The organism is Mycobacterium sp. 1245801.1 (genome assembly GCF_001673055.1).
Classification (GTDB): domain Bacteria; phylum Actinomycetota; class Actinomycetes; order Mycobacteriales; family Mycobacteriaceae; genus Mycobacterium; species Mycobacterium europaeum_A.
This window is the reverse complement of the sequence record NZ_LZKY01000185.1, coordinates 1-715: the sequence shown is the minus strand read 5'-3', so window position 1 is coordinate 715 and position 715 is coordinate 1. Positions and strand designations below refer to the sequence as shown.

Below are 715 nucleotides of genomic sequence, written 5' to 3'. Positions count from 1 at the left end.
GGGCGGGGTGCATGGCTGCATCCCGGGCCGCAGTGCGCGCAACAGGCAATCCGGCGGCGGGCTTTCACCAGAGCGCTGCGCATCACCGGTTCACCGGATACATCCGCGGTGGTCGAGCACGTAGAGTTCCTGGGAGTCTCTAAATGCGCCCGATCTACCCGGCAACAGAACAGGTAGCAAAGAACATGAGCACACCGTGAAGTCCCGATGATTCGCATTCCTATGCGTTACAGCTAATTCCCGAGGCGCGGCCCCACGACTGTCGCCTCATAGACAGGAGATGTAGTGGCAGGTAAGGCCCGCGTACACGAGTTGGCTAAGGAACTCGGTGTCACCAGCAAGGAAGTCCTCGCCCGACTGAATGATCAGGGCGAATTCGTTAAATCAGCATCGTCGACGGTAGAAGCTCCGGTTGCTCGCCGGCTGCGCGAATCCTTCGGCGGCGGCAAGTCCGCCGAGAAGGCCCCCGCGAAAGCCGCGGCACAGGGCGGGGCCAAGGCGCCCGCCGCCAAGTCCCCCGACAAATCGCTCGACAAGGCCCTCGACAGCGCCATCGGCACCGCGGGCGGCAACGGCGAAGCGACCGCGACGCCCGCCAAGCCCGCCGCGCCCCAGGCCTCCGCGGCCGCGCCCACCGAGGCCCCGGCCCGTCCGGGCCCGGCCCCGGCCCGGCCCTCCGCCCCGGCCCCGGGACAGCCCAAACCACCCGCGCCCG

General features: G+C 68.3%; 1 protein-coding gene and 1 pseudogene. Both read left to right on the top strand.

What is annotated here, in order from left to right:
• Positions 1 to 211: pseudogene (locus A5622_RS28160) on the top strand (YlxR family protein); the annotation flags it as partial.
• A gap of 74 nt (positions 212 to 285) precedes the next feature.
• Positions 286 to 715, top strand: a 430-nt coding sequence (locus A5622_RS11615; RefSeq protein WP_197507998.1) for a translation initiation factor IF-2 N-terminal domain-containing protein, incomplete at its 3' end; no start/stop codon positions are given.